Here is a 13,308-nt window from a genome sequence, read left to right as displayed (position 1 = left end):
TGCTGAAGCGGGCCAGAAAGTGAAAGAGGGCGACCGGCTCGCCATTCTGGAGGCGATGAAGATGGAGCACTCGCTGCTGGCCGCCCGTGACGGTGCGGTGGCTGAAGTTCTCGCCTCTGCCGGCGATCAGGTCGAGGCAGGGGCGGCGCTGGTGCGGCTGGAGGAGGAAGGCAGCTGACCGCGCGCCTGCGGCGGCTGCCGGGATTTGGGTATTTGGGACCAGAAAGAAGCAGGAGGCCCGGACATGGGTGAACGTGCCGAGATTTTCGAAGTCGGCCCGCGCGACGGGCTGCAGAATGAAAAACGGGAGATTCCGGTTGCTGAAAAAGTGGCGCTGGCCGATTGCCTGAGCCGGGCCGGTTTCTCGCGGATCGAAGTGGCGAGTTTTGTTTCGCCGAAATGGGTGCCGCAGATGGCGGGCAGTGCCGAGGTTCTGGGCGGCATCACCCGCGTGCCTGGCGTCCGCTATGCGGCGCTGACCCCCAACATGCGCGGCTATGGGGACGCATTGGCTGCGAAGGCGGATGAAATCGCGGTCTTCGCCTCTGCTTCTGAAGGGTTTTCGAAGGCAAATATCAACGCCAGTATTGAAGAAAGCATTGAACGTTTCCTGCCCATTCTGGAGGCGGCCAAAGGGACCGGGCTGCCGGTCAGGGGCTACGTCTCCTGCGTGACGGATTGCCCGTATGACGGGGCAACGGCGCCAGAGCAGGCGGCGGCTGTGGCGGAACGTCTGTTCGAACTCGGCTGTTATGAGATTTCCCTGGGGGACACCATCGGCCAGGGCACGCCTGAAACCATCTCGGCCATGCTGACAGCGGTGGCCGCACGTGTGCCGGCTGAAAAACTGGCGGGCCACTACCACGACACCGCGGGCCGGGCGCTGGACAATATCGAGGCGTCCCTGGGCTTTGGGGTGCGCGTCTTTGATGCTGCTGTTGGCGGTTTGGGCGGCTGTCCTTATGCGCCGGGAGCGGCCGGGAATGTGGCAACCGAAGCGGTTCACAAACGCCTGACAGAGCTGGGTTATGAAACCGGCCTGGATCCAGAAGTGCTGGAGCAGGCAGCCGCAATGGCACGCGCCATGCGCGGCATGAGTTGAGCGGAGACAGAATATGTTCGAAACAATAACGCTGGAAACCGACGGCCGCGGTGTCTGCACTTTGACTTTGAACCGGCCGGACAAGCATAACGCCATGTCCGGCACGATGCTGCAGGAGCTGACGCAGGCCGCGAAACAGCTGGCAGAGGACAGTGCGGTCCGGGTTGTGGTGCTGGCAGGCGCGGGCAAGAGCTTTTGCGCAGGCGGCGATCTCAAATGGATGCGCGCGCAGATGGATGCGGATGCGGAAACCCGGGCACGCGAAGCGCGGGTGCTGGCAGAAATGCTGATGGCACTTAACACGCTGCCCAAGCCGGTGATCGGTGCGCTGCAGGGCAACGCGTTTGGCGGCGGCGTCGGCATGGCATCGGTCTGCGACGTGGCGATTGGCGCCGATCACCTGAAGATGGGGCTGACTGAGACCAAGCTGGGGCTGATTCCCGCCACCATCGGCCCCTATGTGATTGCCCGCATGGGCGAAGCCAAGGCGCGACGGGTCTTTATGTCGGCCCGGCTGTTCGGCGCGCAGGAGGCGGTGGAGCTGGGTTTGCTGGCCAAAGCTGTGCCCGCGGATCAGCTGGCAGAGGCCGTTGAAGCAGAAGTTGCGCCCTACCTGAACTGCGCGCCCGGCGCCGTGGCTGCGGCCAAGAAGCTGGCCCGCGATCTGGGCCCGCGCCTGGACGGCAGTGTGATTGACCATACAATCAAGGCGCTTGTGGAGCGCTGGGAAGGCGAGGAGGCGCAGGAGGGGATCAGCGCGTTCTTCGAAAAACGCAAACCGGTTTGGCAAGGCTGAAAACCGGCATTTTTGACTCTTGTTTCTGTGGCGGCTGCACTTTGCTGTGCGGCCGCTTTTCTTATGAATTTGCTAGGGAATTACAGGCATGTTGCGGCAGTGCTTTTTCCTGTCACAAACCCTTGTTGATTAACCTTGCTTTAGTTGACGCTCCGGGGGCGGGGGGGTATGCACGGGACAAATCAACACGCCAATTGACGCCGCGCGGGAATCCGCCGGGGAAAGGAGCTGCTCTTGGAAGAGATGTTGAGGGAATACCTGCCGATCCTGGTCTTTCTGGCCGTCGCGGCAGGTTTGGGGACCGTCCTGATCCTGGCAGCCGTTGTGCTGGCGGTCCGCAACCCGGACCCGGAGAAGGTCAGCGCCTATGAATGCGGTTTCAACGCTTTCGACGATGCCCGCATGAAATTCGATGTCCGCTTCTATCTGGTGTCGATTCTCTTCATCATTTTCGACCTGGAAATCGCCTTCCTGTTTCCCTGGGCCGTCGGTTTCAAGGACATCAGCGACACCGGCTTCTGGTCGATGATGGTGTTCCTTGGCGTGCTGACCATCGGATTCGCCTATGAGTGGAAGAAAGGGGCCCTGGAATGGCAGTGATGACCGGAGCCAACACCGCCGGTGTGGACAAGGAAGTTGTCACTCAGGCCCTGAATGCCGAGCTGCAGGATAAAGGTTTCCTGCTGACCTCGGCAGAAGACATCATCAACTGGGCCCGCACCGGCTCTCTGCACTGGATGACCTTTGGTCTCGCCTGCTGCGCGGTTGAGATGATGCACACGTCGATGCCGCGCTACGATGCTGAGCGTTTCGGCATCGCACCGCGTGCCTCCCCGCGCCAGTCGGACGTGATGATCGTGGCGGGCACCCTGACCAACAAGATGGCGCCGGCCCTGCGCAAGGTCTACGACCAGATGCCTGAGCCGCGCTACGTGATCTCGATGGGCTCCTGCGCCAACGGCGGCGGGTACTACCACTACAGCTATTCCGTGGTGCGCGGCTGCGACCGGATTGTGCCGGTGGACGTCTATGTGCCCGGCTGCCCGCCGACGGCAGAGGCGCTGCTTTACGGCCTGATGCAGCTGCAGCGCAAGATCCGCCGCACCGGCACCCTGGTGCGCTGAGAGGGGCGGGAGAGATATGAGCGAAGCACTGAAAGAACTCGGCGCACAGATCGAAGCCAAACGCCCCGACTGCGTGGTGGCTTGGGATGTCGCCCATGGCGAACTGAACGTCGATGTGGCGCCCTCGAATATCGCAGGCCTGGTGGAATTCCTGAAATCGGATCCCAGCTGCAAGTTCTCGACCCTGGTGGACATCACCGCGGTGGACTACCCCGAGCGCGGCAAGCGGTTCGACGTGGTCTACCACTTCCTGTCGATGTACCGGAACCAGCGCATCCGCCTGCGTGCCGCGATCCGCGAGGATGAGATGGTGCCGTCGATTGTGAACGTGCACCCCTCGGCCAACTGGTTCGAGCGTGAAGTCTACGACATGTTCGGCATCCTGTTCTCGGGCCACCCGGACCTGCGCCGTCTGCTGACCGACTACGGTTTCCGCGGCTACCCGCTGCGCAAGGATTTCCCGACCACCGGCTACACCGAGGTCCGCTATGACGAGGCGCAAAAGCGCGTGGTCTACGAGCCGGTGAAACTGGTGCAGGAATACCGCCAATTCGATTTCATGTCGCCTTGGGAAGGTGCCGAATACATCCTGCCCGGCGACGAGAAGAAAGAGGAGGCAAACTGATGTGGTTTGAACCTCTGGCCGAAGCAGGCGCTTTGCTCGCGGGCTGTGCAGCCTTGCTGGGTGCGGCACTGCCCTTTTTCAAGAAAACCGAAGGTGTGCGTATCCGCGTGCCGGCGCGCCAAAAGGCGCATGGAGGTTCAAAATGATGGACGGCTCCAAATTTGACGACGGCAGCGTCGACGCGCTGAGCGGCGAGCAGAAGATCCGCAACTTCAACATCAACTTCGGCCCGCAGCACCCTGCGGCACACGGCGTTTTGCGTCTGGTGCTGGAGCTTGACGGGGAAGTGGTTGAGCGCTGCGATCCGCATATCGGCCTTTTGCACCGCGGCACCGAAAAGCTGATGGAAAGCCGCACATACCTGCAGAACCTGCCGTATTTCGACCGCCTTGATTACGTGGCGCCGATGAACCAGGAACATGCCTGGTGCCTGGCTATCGAAAAGCTGACCGGCACCGAAGTGCCGCGCCGCGGCCAGCTGATCCGGGTGCTCTACTCGGAAATCGGCCGCATCCTGAACCACCTGCTGAACGTCACCACGCAGGCGATGGACGTGGGCGCGCTGACCCCGCCGCTCTGGGGCTTTGAAGAGCGCGAGAAGCTGATGATCTTCTACGAGCGGGCCTGCGGCGCGCGCCTGCACGCGGCTTACTTCCGCCCCGGCGGCGTGCATCAGGATCTGCCGGACCAGCTGATCGACGATATTGAGGAATGGGCGATCGAATTCCCCCGTGTTCTCGACGATATCGACGGCCTCCTGACCGAAAACCGCATCTTCAAGCAGCGCAACTGCGACATCGGTGTGGTGACCGAGGATGACATTCAGAAATACGGCTTCTCGGGCGTCATGGTGCGCGGCTCCGGCCTCGCCTGGGACCTGCGCCGCGCGCAGCCCTATGAATGCTACGACGAGTTTGAGTTCCAGATCCCCGTCGGCAAGAACGGCGACTGCTACGACCGCTACCTCTGCCGCATGGAAGAGATGCGCCAGTCGCTGTCGATCATCCGCCAGTCGATCCACAAGCTGCGCGAAGCCACCGGCGACGTGCTGGCCCGCGGCAAGCTGACCCCGCCCAAGCGCGGCGACATGAAGACCTCGATGGAAAGCCTGATCCACCATTTCAAGCTGTACACCGAAGGCTTCCACGTCCCGGCAGGCGAGGTCTATGCAGCCGTCGAAGCGCCCAAGGGCGAGTTCGGCGTCTATCTGGTGGCGGACGGGTCCAACAAACCCTACCGCTCCAAGATCCGCGCCCCGGGCTTCCTGCATCTGCAGGCGATGGACCACGTCGCCAAGGGCCACCAGCTGGCCGACGTCGCCGCCATCATCGGCACCATGGACGTTGTGTTCGGGGAGATTGACCGTTGAAGACAATTCTCTCCGTTTGCGCACTTGGTCTCGTTTTTGCGGCAGGCTCGGCTGCTGCAGCGGGCAAACACTGCTTGATCAAGCAGGACGCATGCTCCGACCTGCGCAGCGCAAAAAATGCCAATCTTGTCAGATTGCTGCAATCACCGCCCAAAAATTCCGTCGATGCGGCCTCCCATTCGGTCATTTATTCGACGTTTGAGGGCCTGCAGAAAACGGCGCGTCAAGGCTGTAAGCGTAAAGACAAGGTTGCATTGGACGGTTTCGAGCCGCTCTTTACCTTGGGCAGCGGCCGCCAGAAACGTGCTCTGATGTACAAAAGCAACTCTGAATGCACTTGGGTGAAGGTGAAGTAATGCTCCGTCGTTTGCACTCTGAACAACCCGACAGCTTTGCCTTCACCCCGGCCAACCAGGCCTGGGCTGAGGCGCAAATCACCAAATATCCCGAGGGCCGCCAGGCCTCCGCGGTCATTCCGCTGCTCTGGCGCGCGCAGGAGCAGGAGGGCTGGGTCACCAAACCCGCGATTGAGCACATCGCCGATATGCTCGGCATGGCCTATATCCGGGTGCTGGAGGTTTGCTCCTTCTACTTCATGTTCCAGATGCAGCCGACCGGTTCCGTTGCCAATATCCAGATCTGCGGCACCACGTCCTGCATGATTTGCGGGGCAGAGGACCTGGTTGCGGTCTGCAAGGAAAAAATCGCCGAGAAGCCGCACACCCTGTCGGCGGACGGCAAGTTCACCTGGGAAGAGGTCGAGTGCCTTGGTGCCTGCACCAACGCCCCGATGGCGCAGATCGGCAAGGACTACTACGAAGACCTGACCGTCGAGAGCTTTACCAAGTTGCTGGACGACCTGGCTGCAGGCAAGGTGGTGGCACCGGGCCCGCAGAACGGCCGTTATGCGGCTGAGCCGAAATCGGGCCTTACCTCGCTGACCGAGTTCGACAGCGGCAAGACCCAGTACAATGCCTCCGTGCAGCTGGCGATGGACATCAAGGACGGCGTCAAGCGCATCCAAGGCGATGAAGTGCCGCTGCTGACCCCCTGGGTTGGCAAGGACGGCGTGGTAGCCGGCCGTGCTGCGGCGGATGCGCCGCCGAAAGCGCCCGAGGCACCGAAGCCTGCGGTGAAACAGGCGGCGGAAGCCAAGGCAGAGGCCAAGAAAGAAGATGCGCCGGCAGCCGAAGAGCAGGAACCGGAAGTTCTGAAAGAGGCCCGCGGCGGTCTGCCGGACGATCTGAAGCTGCTGAAGGGCGTGGGGCCGAAGCTGGAAGAGAAACTCAACAGCCTGGGTTTCTTCCACTTTGACCAGATTGCCGAGTGGACCGAGGCTGAGGTGGCCTGGGTCGATGCGCGGCTCAAGTTCAAGGGCCGGATCGAACGCGACGGCTGGATCGAACAGGCCAAGCGGCTGCAGGTTGGCGATGAAACCGAATTCGCCAAACGGGCCAAGGACGAAGGCCTCTACGAAGAAGAAGACTGAATGGGTGCGGCCCGGCAGGGCCGTGTCCGGGTGATAGGGAACAGATGAGCAAGGAACAGGACCAGGCCATTGCAGCTAAGGGCCGGCACATCGCGCTTGTGATTGCCGGGACCATTTCGCTGTGGGTCGTGCTGTCGCTGTTCATCGGCCCCATGCTGGGGCTGCCGGGGCGCTTTGCGCTGCTGTTCGACTTCGCCGCGCTGGCAGGCATGATCTATGCCCTGGTCAACATATTTCAACTCTGGCGCATGCGCCAAAACAGCCAAAGGTAGGCACACATGCTGAAGGATCAGGACCGGATCTTTACCAACCTCTACGGCATGCACGAACGCACTCTGGCGGGCGCCAAGGCGCGCGGCCATTGGGACGGCACCGCAGGGCTGATCGAAAAAGGCCGCGACTGGATCATTCAGACGATGAAAGACTCCGGTCTGCGCGGCCGCGGCGGTGCGGGTTTCCCAACCGGCCTGAAATGGTCCTTCATGCCCAAGGAAAGCGATGGCCGCCCGGCGTACCTGGTGATCAACGCCGATGAATCCGAGCCCGGCACCTGCAAGGACCGGGAGATCATGCGCCACGATCCGCATACGCTGATCGAAGGCGCGCTGATCGCCTCTTTCGCGATGAACGCGCATACCTGCTACATCTACCTGCGCGGCGAATACATCCGTGAGCGCGAGGCGCTGCAGGCCGCCATTGACGAGGCCTATGACCAGGGCCTGCTGGGCAGGAATGCAGCAGGCTCCGGCTGGGACTTCGACGTGTTCCTGCACCACGGGGCAGGGGCCTATATCTGCGGCGAGGAAACCGCCCTGATCGAAAGTCTGGAAGGCAAGAAGGGCATGCCCCGGATGAAGCCGCCGTTCCCGGCGGGCGCGGGCCTTTACGGCTGCCCGACCACCGTGAACAACGTGGAATCCATTGCCGTGGTGCCCACCATCCTGCGCCGCGGCGCAGATTGGTTCGCCTCCTTCGGGCGCCAGAACAACGCAGGCACCAAGCTGTTTGCGATCTCCGGCCACGTCAACAACCCTTGTGTTGTCGAAGAAGCGATGTCGATCTCCTTTGAGGAACTGATCGAAAAGCACTGCGGCGGCATCCGCGGCGGCTGGGACAACCTGCTGGCAGTGATCCCCGGCGGCTCCTCCGTCCCTTGTGTGCGCGGCGAAAACATGCGCGACGCGATCATGGACTTCGACTACCTGCGCGGCGAACTGGGTTCTGGTCTTGGTACCGCAGCCGTCATCGTGATGGACAAACAGACCGACATCATCAAGGCGATCTGGCGCCTGTCCAAGTTCTACAAGCACGAAAGCTGCGGCCAATGCACCCCGTGCCGCGAAGGCACCGGCTGGATGATGCGCGTGATGGACCGCCTGGTAAAGGGCGAGGCCGAGCTGGAAGAGATCGACATGCTGTGGGATGTGACCAAACAGGTCGAGGGTCACACCATTTGTGCACTGGGTGATGCGGCGGCCTGGCCGATCCAGGGCCTGATCAAGAACTTCCGCGAAGAAATCGAAGACCGCATCAAGGCCCAGAAAACCGGCCGCATGGGCGCGATGGCAGCAGAGTGAGAATTGAAACCATGGCAAAGTTCAAGAATTGCTTTTTGAGCGCTGTTTGCGCCGCAGCTGTCGCTTCCACCGCGCAGGCTGAGATTTCGGGAATTTCCTATACCGCGACAGGCTTTCCCGAAGGCACCGAATGCGGCGCCCGGAACACCGACCGGGAAGTGAAGATCAAGTCCCGCAAAAAGCGCGGAAAGCTGATGTTCACCTTCAAGATGAAAGAAGGGGCGCTGGAGGCCGAGTTCTTCTGCAAACTCCCGGACGGAGAAGTCATCACTCTGAACGGCCACAAGAACCTCCCTGAGTGGGCGCAGGGCCGGGCGTCCATCACTGAAAGCTACAACTTTTGAACCTGTTCGCCGAAACCAATGATGTGCGGGGCAAGACTATGACGTTGGGATGCCGTTTCTTTTTCAAGGGCAAAGTATCCGCGCCGCGCAGACAGTGGAGCAACTGATGGACGCCTTTGACGCATATTCCCATGCTCTGGCCGCGCTGGTGATCTTTACCCTGATCATCCTTGCGCTGTCGCCGTTTTCGGCGCTGGCCAAGCAGAAGGCGGGCCTCGCTCCCGGGGCCACGCCGCAAGAGGACTATGCGGAGAAGGCCTACCGGCTGAACCGGGCCTATCTGAACGGCTGCGAGACACTCCCGGCCTTCCTGACAGTGACACTGGTTGCGGTTCTGGCGGGCGCGGCGCCGTTCTGGGTGAACCTGCTGGCCTCGGTGGTATTGGTCTCGCGGATCGTCATGATCCTCATCCACTTGCAGGGCAGCGGCAAGCCGCATGGCGGGCTGCGCTCGGTGTTTTACGTGATTGGCTGGGCCTGCATGGCAGGCTTGGCCCTGATGGCATTGGTGGCAGCGATTTGAGCGACCTGATGACATATCAACTGGCGGATCCTTCCAAAGGAAACCGCAAAGGGAAAACGGGAATGAAGTTTCTTCCTCTGGCCAGTATGCTGGCAGCCGCTGCTCTTGCCGCTTGCGGTTCCTCCACCAACAACCGTCCGCTGTATGACGGGGTGCCGTTCAAGGCAAAGGCCAAGCCGGTCGACAAAAAGACCAGCCGGGCCGTGTTCCAGGTTGAAATCAAAGGGGCGGACCGCTCCGTCAAAGGCGCGCGCGAGGCGGCGGACCATGCGGGCACGACCTATTGCGTCACAAACTACGGTTCTTCCAATATTGCCTGGGTGATTGACCCGGCGGACGAGGAAGCACAGCTGACCCTGACCGATGGCCGGGCCACCTTCCAGGGAACCTGCACTCCGTGAGCGGTTTTCCGGCATATCTGGGTCCGCGGGCCCGGCTGCTATTGAATAGCAGCGCTGTGCGCCTGCGCAGTGGGATCTCCAAACTGAAGGAGATCCCTGCCATGCGTGCCCTGATTGCCGCTGTCCTGTCCGCTTCTGTTGCCCTGCCTGCTGCGGCGCTTGCCAAACCGTCGCTGCGCGAGGTGCAGGAAATCGAAGACCCGCTGTTTGCCGTCGCTGTTGCCAAGGAAGTGTCCGATCACTGCGACCGCATTTCGCCGCGTTACCTGAAAGGGCTGGGCGAGTTGCGCAGGCTCAAGGCGCGGGCAAATGAACTGGGCTACTCGGACGCGGAAATCCGCGCCTACATCGACTCAGATGCCGAGAAGGCCCGTATGCGCGCCAAGGGCGAAAAGCTGCTGGCCCAGAACGGCGTCTCATACGAACAACCGGAAACCTTCTGCGCCTACGGCCGCGCGGAAATCGAGAAGAAAAGCGCGATCGGCGTGTTACTGAGGGCGAAATAGACCATGTCTGACCTCCGCAAGATCAACATTGACGGAACCGAGATCGAGGTGGATGGGGCGATGACCCTGATCCAGGCCTGCGAGGAGGCCGGCGTCGAGATCCCGCGCTTCTGCTATCATGAGCGCCTGTCGATTGCCGGCAACTGCCGCATGTGCCTGGTCGAAGTTGTGGGCGGCCCGCCCAAGCCCGCGGCCTCCTGCGCCATGCAGGTCCGCGATCTGCGCCCCGGCCCCGAAGGCCAGGCGCCGCAGGTGAAAACCAACTCGCCGATGGTCAAGAAGGCCCGCGAAGGCGTGATGGAGTTCATGCTGATCAACCACCCGCTGGACTGCCCGATCTGCGACCAGGGCGGCGAGTGCGACCTGCAGGACCAGGCGATGGCCTATGGCATCTCCGCGACCCGCTTCAAGGAAGCCAAGCGCGCGGTGGACGATCTGGACCTCGGCCCGCTGGTCTCCACCACCATGACCCGCTGCATTTCCTGCACCCGCTGCGTCCGCTTCACGACTGAGGTCGCGGGCATCACCCAGATGGGCCAGACCGGGCGCGGCGAAGACGCCGAGATCACCTCCTATCTGAACCAGACGCTGCAATCGAACCTGCAGGGCAATATCATCGACCTGTGCCCGGTTGGCGCGCTGACCTCGAAGCCTTACGCCTTTACCGCCCGTCCGTGGGAACTGACCAAGACCGAAACCATCGACGTGATGGACGCGCTTGGCTCCAGCATCCGCGTCGACACCAAGGGCCGCGAAGTGATGCGCATACTGCCGCGCAACCATGACGGCGTGAACGAGGAGTGGATTTCCGACAAGACCCGCTTTGTCTGGGACGGGCTGCGCCGCCAGCGCCTGGACCGCCCCTATGTGCGGGTTGACGGCAAGCTGAAACCTGCCACTTGGGCCGAAGCGCTCTCGGCGGCGGCGAATGCAATGAAAGGCAAAAAGGTTGCGGGCCTGATCGGCGATCTGGTCCCGGTTGAGGCAGCTTTTGCTCTGAAGCAGCTGGTGGAAGGCTTGGGCGGCAAGGTGGAATGCCGCACTGACAATGCCCGCCTGCCGATTGGCAACCGTGCGGGCTACGCTGGCACTGCCACTGTCGAGGATATCGACAACGCCAAGTTCATCCAGCTGATCGGAACCAACCCGCGCGACGAGGCGCCGGTGCTGAACGCCCGCATCCGCAAGGCCTGGCTGAACGGTGCGCAGGTAGGTCTGGTCGGCCAGCCGGCGGACTTGACCTATGAATATGCTCACGTCGGCACCGACCGTGCCGCGCTGGAAAGCCTGCTGGGCAAGGAGTACGGCGCCGTCAAGGATCAGCCATCCGTGGTGATCGTGGGGCAGGGCGCCCTGCGCGAAGCCGACGGGCTGGCGGTTCTGGCCGCGGCGCAGAAGCTGGCCGAAGACACCGGTTCCAAGCTCATGGTCCTGCACACCGCGGCTTCCCGCGTTGGCGCGATGGACATCGGTGCGGCGACCGAGGGCGGCATGGCTGCCGCCATCGACGGGGCAGAGGTGATCTACAACCTCGGCGCTGACGAGGTGGAAATCGACGCGGGTGCATTTGTGATCTACCAGGGCTCCCACGGCGACCGCGGCGCGCACCGCGCCGACGTGATCCTGCCGGCTGCGGCCTACACCGAGGAAAACGGCCTGTTCGTGAACACCGAAGGCCGCCCGCAGCTGGCCATGCGCGCAAGCTTTGCGCCGGGTGAAGCCAAAGAAAACTGGGCAATTCTGCGCGCGCTCAGCGCCGAAGCGGATGCCAAGCTTGGCTATGACTCGCTGGCCCAGCTGCGCCAGACCCTGGTTGCCGAAGTGCCGCATCTGGCGAAGATCGACGAAGTGGCCGAAAAAGAAGGCGAAGCGCTTGAACAGGACAAGCTCGGCAAGGCCGATTTCCTGCCCGCGGTCCGCGACTTCTACCTGACCAACCCGATTGCCCGCGCATCGCAGCTGATGGCGGAACTATCGGCAGGCGTGAAAGCCCGCGAAACCGGAGCCCTGGCCGCCGAATGATCCGCTTCGCCCTCATAACGCCCTTCCTGCTGGCCGCCTGCGCAATGGCGCCCGGCAGCGAAGGCGAGCGGCCCGCCCCGGTATACGAAGGGGTGGAAACCAGCCTGCTGGAGGGCGATCTGGTGCAATTTCACGTCTCCATGCGCGGTGTGTTTGCGCAGGAAGACCTTGATAACTATGCGGAATGCGCCGCCGCGCAATACGCGCTGATCCGGGGCTACGGGTTTGCGCGCCATGTGCGCACAACAACGAAACAGGCAGGGGGCAGCCGGACCGCTGATGCGGTTTACCTGATTTCGCCCTCTCTGCCGCGCGGATTGCGGACCATCGACGCTGAAGTCGCGGTCGCGGATTGCGCGGCGAACGGAATACCCACGGTGTGAGGACCTATGGCTGATTTCTTTAACACTCCAGGCGGCATCGCTGTTCTGATCCTGGCGCAAGTGCTTGCAGTTGTTGCCTTTGTGATGATCTCACTGCTGTTCCTCGTCTACGGGGACCGCAAGATCTGGGCCGCGGTCCAGATGCGCCGGGGCCCGAACGTGGTGGGCGTTTACGGCCTGCTGCAATCGGTGGCTGACGCGCTGAAATACGTCGTCAAAGAGGTGGTGATCCCGGCCGGCGCCGACCGCACCGTCTTTATCCTGGCGCCGATGACCTCCTTTGTGCTGGCGATGATTGCCTGGGCGGTGATCCCCTTCAACGACGGCTGGGTCCTGTCGGACATCAACGTTGCCATCCTTTACGTCTTCGCAGTCTCCTCGCTTGAGGTCTACGGCGTGATCATGGGCGGCTGGGCGTCGAACTCGAAATACCCGTTCCTCGGCTCGCTGCGCTCTGCTGCGCAGATGATCTCCTATGAGGTTTCCATCGGCCTGATCATCATCGGTGTGATCATCTCCACCGGTTCGATGAACTTCGGCGATATCGTGCGCGCGCAGGACGGCGATCTGGGCCTCTTGAACTGGTACTGGATCCCGCATTTCCCGATGGTCTTCCTGTTCTTCATCTCGGCGCTGGCAGAAACCAACCGCCCGCCGTTCGACCTGCCGGAAGCGGAATCGGAACTGGTTGCGGGCTACCAGGTGGAATACTCTGCGACCCCGTTCCTGCTGTTCATGGCCGGCGAATACATCGCCATCTTCCTGATGTGCGCGCTGACCACGCTGCTGTTCTTCGGCGGCTGGCTGTCCCCGATCCCGGGCCTGCCTGATGGCGTCCTGTGGATGGTCGGCAAGATGGCCTTCTTCTTCTTCCTCTTCGCAATGGTAAAGGCGATCACCCCGCGCTACCGCTACGACCAGCTGATGCGCCTGGGCTGGAAAGTGTTCCTGCCGTTCTCGCTGGCCTGGGTGGTCTTCGTGTCCTTTGCTGCAAAATTTGACTGGTTCTGGGGCATCTTCGCCCGCTGGACCGTGGGAGGCTGACCG

General features: G+C 62.1%; 18 protein-coding genes. All 18 read left to right on the top strand.

Annotated elements, in window-relative coordinates; genetic code table 11:
• The coding region (locus RA20_RS24945; RefSeq protein WP_152618451.1) for an acetyl-CoA carboxylase biotin carboxyl carrier protein subunit at window positions 1-178 on the top strand (178 nt) is incomplete at its 5' end.
• 66 nt (window positions 179-244) lie between these two features.
• Window positions 245-1,102 (top strand): hydroxymethylglutaryl-CoA lyase, encoded by an 858-nt coding sequence (locus RA20_RS06920; protein ID WP_039125932.1) that lies wholly within the window; start codon window positions 245-247, stop codon window positions 1,100-1,102.
• A gap of 13 nt (window positions 1,103-1,115) precedes the next feature.
• Window positions 1,116-1,898 carry a crotonase/enoyl-CoA hydratase family protein gene (locus RA20_RS06915; protein WP_039125931.1) on the top strand — a complete coding sequence of 261 codons (783 nt, stop codon included), beginning with the start codon at window positions 1,116-1,118 and terminating at the stop codon, window positions 1,896-1,898.
• A gap of 234 nt (window positions 1,899-2,132) precedes the next feature.
• Window positions 2,133-2,498 carry an NADH-quinone oxidoreductase subunit A gene (locus RA20_RS06910; protein ID WP_039125930.1) on the top strand — a complete coding sequence of 122 codons (366 nt, stop codon included), beginning with the start codon at window positions 2,133-2,135 and terminating at the stop codon, window positions 2,496-2,498.
• On the top strand, window positions 2,489-3,022 hold the full coding sequence (locus RA20_RS06905; protein WP_039125929.1) for a NuoB/complex I 20 kDa subunit family protein: 534 nt from the start codon (window positions 2,489-2,491) through the stop codon (window positions 3,020-3,022). The genes RA20_RS06910 and RA20_RS06905 overlap by 10 nt, the downstream gene beginning before the upstream one ends.
• A 16-nt stretch (window positions 3,023-3,038) precedes the next feature.
• Window positions 3,039-3,647, top strand: coding sequence for an NADH-quinone oxidoreductase subunit C (locus tag RA20_RS06900; RefSeq protein ID WP_039125928.1), 609 nt, complete (start codon window positions 3,039-3,041; stop codon window positions 3,645-3,647).
• A gap of 145 nt (window positions 3,648-3,792) precedes the next feature.
• Complete coding sequence (locus RA20_RS06895; protein ID WP_193748785.1) at window positions 3,793-5,016, top strand: NADH-quinone oxidoreductase subunit D; 1,224 nt, start codon at window positions 3,793-3,795, stop codon at window positions 5,014-5,016.
• Window positions 5,013-5,372, top strand: a complete 360-nt coding sequence (locus tag RA20_RS06890) for a hypothetical protein (RefSeq protein WP_152618450.1) — start codon at window positions 5,013-5,015, stop codon at window positions 5,370-5,372. The genes RA20_RS06895 and RA20_RS06890 overlap by 4 nt, the downstream gene beginning before the upstream one ends.
• Window positions 5,372-6,505: an NADH-quinone oxidoreductase subunit E gene (locus RA20_RS06885; RefSeq protein ID WP_039125925.1), complete on the top strand. Its 1,134-nt coding sequence runs from the start codon at window positions 5,372-5,374 to the stop codon at window positions 6,503-6,505. The genes RA20_RS06890 and RA20_RS06885 overlap by 1 nt, the downstream gene beginning before the upstream one ends.
• A gap of 44 nt (window positions 6,506-6,549) precedes the next feature.
• Window positions 6,550-6,777 (top strand): DUF5337 domain-containing protein, encoded by a 228-nt coding sequence (locus tag RA20_RS06880; RefSeq protein ID WP_039125924.1) that lies wholly within the window; start codon window positions 6,550-6,552, stop codon window positions 6,775-6,777.
• Window positions 6,778-6,783: 6 nt separating this feature from the next.
• Complete coding sequence (gene nuoF / locus RA20_RS06875) at window positions 6,784-8,082, top strand: NADH-quinone oxidoreductase subunit NuoF (protein ID WP_039125923.1); 1,299 nt, start codon at window positions 6,784-6,786, stop codon at window positions 8,080-8,082.
• Window positions 8,083-8,093: 11 nt separating this feature from the next.
• Window positions 8,094-8,426 (top strand): hypothetical protein, encoded by a 333-nt coding sequence (locus tag RA20_RS06870; protein WP_039125922.1) that lies wholly within the window; start codon window positions 8,094-8,096, stop codon window positions 8,424-8,426.
• A 106-nt stretch (window positions 8,427-8,532) separates the two neighbouring features.
• Window positions 8,533-8,949, top strand: coding sequence for an MAPEG family protein (locus tag RA20_RS06865; protein WP_039125956.1), 417 nt, complete (start codon window positions 8,533-8,535; stop codon window positions 8,947-8,949).
• A 62-nt stretch (window positions 8,950-9,011) separates the two neighbouring features.
• Window positions 9,012-9,350, top strand: coding sequence for a hypothetical protein (locus RA20_RS06860; RefSeq protein ID WP_039125921.1), 339 nt, complete (start codon window positions 9,012-9,014; stop codon window positions 9,348-9,350).
• Window positions 9,351-9,451: 101 nt separating this feature from the next.
• A complete protein-coding gene (locus tag RA20_RS06855) occupies window positions 9,452-9,856 on the top strand; it encodes a DUF5333 domain-containing protein (protein WP_039125955.1) in 405 nt (134 codons plus the stop codon).
• A gap of 3 nt (window positions 9,857-9,859) precedes the next feature.
• Window positions 9,860-11,878 carry an NADH-quinone oxidoreductase subunit NuoG gene (nuoG, locus tag RA20_RS06850; RefSeq protein ID WP_039125920.1) on the top strand — a complete coding sequence of 673 codons (2,019 nt, stop codon included), beginning with the start codon at window positions 9,860-9,862 and terminating at the stop codon, window positions 11,876-11,878.
• Window positions 11,875-12,261, top strand: coding sequence for a hypothetical protein (locus tag RA20_RS06845; RefSeq protein ID WP_039125919.1), 387 nt, complete (start codon window positions 11,875-11,877; stop codon window positions 12,259-12,261). The genes nuoG and RA20_RS06845 overlap by 4 nt, the downstream gene beginning before the upstream one ends.
• Before the next feature lie 6 nt (window positions 12,262-12,267).
• Complete coding sequence (nuoH, locus tag RA20_RS06840; protein WP_027237100.1) at window positions 12,268-13,305, top strand: NADH-quinone oxidoreductase subunit NuoH; 1,038 nt, start codon at window positions 12,268-12,270, stop codon at window positions 13,303-13,305.
• Window positions 13,306-13,308 lie beyond the last annotated feature (3 nt).

It is taken from the genome of Leisingera sp. ANG-Vp (assembly GCF_000813725.1).
Classification (GTDB): domain Bacteria; phylum Pseudomonadota; class Alphaproteobacteria; order Rhodobacterales; family Rhodobacteraceae; genus Leisingera.
Note: the sequence above shows the minus strand (reverse complement) of the source record. Positions and strands in the feature narration are given on the sequence as shown.

Excerpts from the sequence above, each read along its gene's own strand:
- RA20_RS06920 (WP_039125932.1), top strand. The coding sequence starts at position 245 with ATGGGTGAACGTGCCGAGATTTTCGAAGTCGGCCCGCGCGACGGGCTG.
- RA20_RS06915 (WP_039125931.1), top strand. The coding sequence starts at position 1,116 with ATGTTCGAAACAATAACGCTGGAAACCGACGGCCGCGGTGTCTGCACT.
- RA20_RS06905 (WP_039125929.1), top strand. The coding sequence starts at position 2,489 with ATGGCAGTGATGACCGGAGCCAACACCGCCGGTGTGGACAAGGAAGTT.
- RA20_RS06900 (WP_039125928.1), top strand. The coding sequence starts at position 3,039 with ATGAGCGAAGCACTGAAAGAACTCGGCGCACAGATCGAAGCCAAACGC.
- RA20_RS06895 (WP_193748785.1), top strand. The coding sequence starts at position 3,793 with ATGGACGGCTCCAAATTTGACGACGGCAGCGTCGACGCGCTGAGCGGC.
- RA20_RS06885 (WP_039125925.1), top strand. The coding sequence starts at position 5,372 with ATGCTCCGTCGTTTGCACTCTGAACAACCCGACAGCTTTGCCTTCACC.
- RA20_RS06880 (WP_039125924.1), top strand. The coding sequence starts at position 6,550 with ATGAGCAAGGAACAGGACCAGGCCATTGCAGCTAAGGGCCGGCACATC.
- nuoF (WP_039125923.1), top strand. The coding sequence starts at position 6,784 with ATGCTGAAGGATCAGGACCGGATCTTTACCAACCTCTACGGCATGCAC.
- RA20_RS06870 (WP_039125922.1), top strand. The coding sequence starts at position 8,094 with ATGGCAAAGTTCAAGAATTGCTTTTTGAGCGCTGTTTGCGCCGCAGCT.
- RA20_RS06865 (WP_039125956.1), top strand. The coding sequence starts at position 8,533 with ATGGACGCCTTTGACGCATATTCCCATGCTCTGGCCGCGCTGGTGATC.
- RA20_RS06860 (WP_039125921.1), top strand. The coding sequence starts at position 9,012 with ATGAAGTTTCTTCCTCTGGCCAGTATGCTGGCAGCCGCTGCTCTTGCC.
- RA20_RS06855 (WP_039125955.1), top strand. The coding sequence starts at position 9,452 with ATGCGTGCCCTGATTGCCGCTGTCCTGTCCGCTTCTGTTGCCCTGCCT.
- nuoG (WP_039125920.1), top strand. The coding sequence starts at position 9,860 with ATGTCTGACCTCCGCAAGATCAACATTGACGGAACCGAGATCGAGGTG.
- RA20_RS06845 (WP_039125919.1), top strand. The coding sequence starts at position 11,875 with ATGATCCGCTTCGCCCTCATAACGCCCTTCCTGCTGGCCGCCTGCGCA.
- nuoH (WP_027237100.1), top strand. The coding sequence starts at position 12,268 with ATGGCTGATTTCTTTAACACTCCAGGCGGCATCGCTGTTCTGATCCTG.